Annotated in this window: 2 protein-coding genes, 1 tRNA gene and 1 other RNA gene; 2 read left to right on the forward strand and 2 right to left on the reverse strand. The window is 40.4% G+C overall.

Annotated elements, in window-relative coordinates:
- The coding region (nadE, locus tag J536_RS23825) for an NAD(+) synthase (RefSeq protein WP_032064213.1) at positions 1–452 on the forward strand (452 nt) is incomplete at its 5' end.
- On the forward strand, positions 445–1,473 hold the full coding sequence (locus tag J536_RS23830; protein ID WP_032056888.1) for a hypothetical protein: 1,029 nt from the start codon (positions 445–447) through the stop codon (positions 1,471–1,473). The genes nadE and J536_RS23830, both read left to right, overlap by 8 nt.
- Positions 1,474–1,516: 43 nt before the next feature.
- Here J536_RS23830 and J536_RS23835 read toward each other — a convergent pair.
- Positions 1,517–1,593 (reverse strand) — tRNA-Met (locus tag J536_RS23835).
- A gap of 64 nt (positions 1,594–1,657) precedes the next feature.
- An RNA gene (gene rnpB, locus J536_RS23840) (RNase P RNA component class A) lies at positions 1,658–2,013 on the reverse strand.
- Positions 2,014–2,047 lie beyond the last annotated feature (34 nt).

The following is a 2,047-nucleotide window of genomic DNA, read 5'->3' on the forward strand; positions in this document are numbered from 1 at the left end:
CTACAGGGAATAAATCTGAACTTTCAGTAGGCTACTGTACGCTTTATGGCGATATGGTTGGTGGCTTTGCGGTTCTAAAAGATGTTTATAAAACTATCGTATTTGAATTAGCAAAATACCGTAACAGCTTAAGCGAAACTCCTGTTATTCCTGAGCGTGTGATTACCCGCCCACCTTCAGCAGAACTTCGTCCGGATCAAAAAGACCAAGACTCTTTACCAGCTTATGATGTATTGGATGCTATCCTTTACGCATACATTGAAGAAGATTTAGGTCAGGCCGATATTATTGCCAAAGGTTTTGATAAAGAAGTTGTTGAAAAAGTCATCCGTTTAGTTGATCGTAATGAATACAAACGTCGTCAAGGTGCGATTGGCCCGAGAATTACCTCTCGTGCATTTAGTCGCGAACGACGTTATCCGATTGTCAACGGTTGGACAGCGAATGACTGAGCAGAAAAACTCATCAAAAACTACAGCACTTGCTCAAGCACTTTTGCTTGAGCAGGTGGAATTTTTCAAAAAACAATTATCTATAGAAAACTCACCTATTTATTTCCAGCAATTCATTCAGTTGTTTATGCAACATGCTGACGAAATCAAGCTTCATGAAGTTGTTGATTTAGAGCAACTACAAGCCGTTGTGAAACGCTATGCTTTTGAAATGCAGCTAGGTGCTGGTTTACTTGAGTTTATTGGGGAAATCGCGCAGCGTATTTATTTATCTGCGATGAAATCGCCAATTCAGTTACAAGATTTGGTCTCTGACCACCAATTTGAAATGTGGCTCTCCAAATTTTTGGAAATGGAACATATTCCTCATTATCTCAACCAGTTTTTAAGAACTAGCCCTTCTGTACAACAGCTTTGCCAATATATTGCAACCTCAACTCTAGAACAAAAATTACCAAAACTTCTAACTGCCTCTAGAGTGGATGACTATCATTTTGAATGGCAACATAAACTCAAAAAATTTTCCTTTTTGCAGCAGCAACGTCTTGAGCATAAACTTGAAACTTGGATTGCCAGTTTTATTCATGAGCAACTTACAGAATTAAGTCTTTTATCGAGTGAAGATTTAGAAAGTCTAGTACGTCATGTTTGGGAAGATATTAGACATAAAAAAATGTATGAATTTATGAAACAGCTCACTCCTCTCGATGTTGAAGAGTTTTTTGTTTTAATTTACGAATACTGGAAAGAATTACGCCAGTCACAATTTATGCAAGACCTGATTTTGTATGGCGTTGAAGTTTTTTATGATTTTTATAAAGACCAAAGTTTATTTGAAGTATTAAGTGAGATTGGGTTAACCGAAAGCGACTTACAAACCGAAGCTTTACGTTTTTATCCGAAGGTTATGGATGCCTTTAATGAACACGGTATTTTAGAACCATTACTTCAAGCGCTTTTAGCTCCTTTTTATCAAAGCTCAAAAACACTCGATATGATTGAAAAATACTTTAATGAGTAAAAAATAGATAAAAAGAAACCACGCAGGAGCGTGGTTTTTAAAATGGTGGCTATGACGAGACTTGAACTTGTGACCCCCGCATTATGAGTGCGGTGCTCTAACCAACTGAGCTACATAGCCGAAAACTGTGCGCGCATTATCTTAACTTCTTTAACGCACGTCAAGAAAAATTTTAAATAAAATGAGGTGAAGTGAGCCTATAAGCCGGGTTCTGTCGAGGATGGCCATTCCTCTAGGCGTACAATCACTCATACGCTCAAGCGACCTACCCGAATCCAGTACGGGCCGTACCTCAGGATTCCTATTTGGTCTTGCTTCTGGTGGGGTTTACCATGCCGTGAACTGTTACCAGACACGCGGTGCGCTCTTACCGCACCCTTTCACCCTTACCTCACGAATGAGGCGGTCTACTCTCTGCTGCACTTTCCGTCGGCTTTCACCGCCCAGGCGTTACCTGGCACCCTGCCCTATGAAGCCCGGACTTTCCTCCCCTGCTTCAGTCACGAAGACCTCCACAGCAGCGACCATCCAGCTCACTTCAGGGGCGCATATTAACAAATTTATTTACTAATTG

Origin of the sequence: Acinetobacter sp. 809848 (genome assembly GCF_000581275.1) — a bacterium.
Taxonomy (GTDB): domain Bacteria; phylum Pseudomonadota; class Gammaproteobacteria; order Pseudomonadales; family Moraxellaceae; genus Acinetobacter; species Acinetobacter pittii.

Excerpts from the sequence above, each read along its gene's own strand:
- J536_RS23830 (WP_032056888.1), top strand. The coding sequence starts at position 445 with ATGACTGAGCAGAAAAACTCATCAAAAACTACAGCACTTGCTCAAGCA.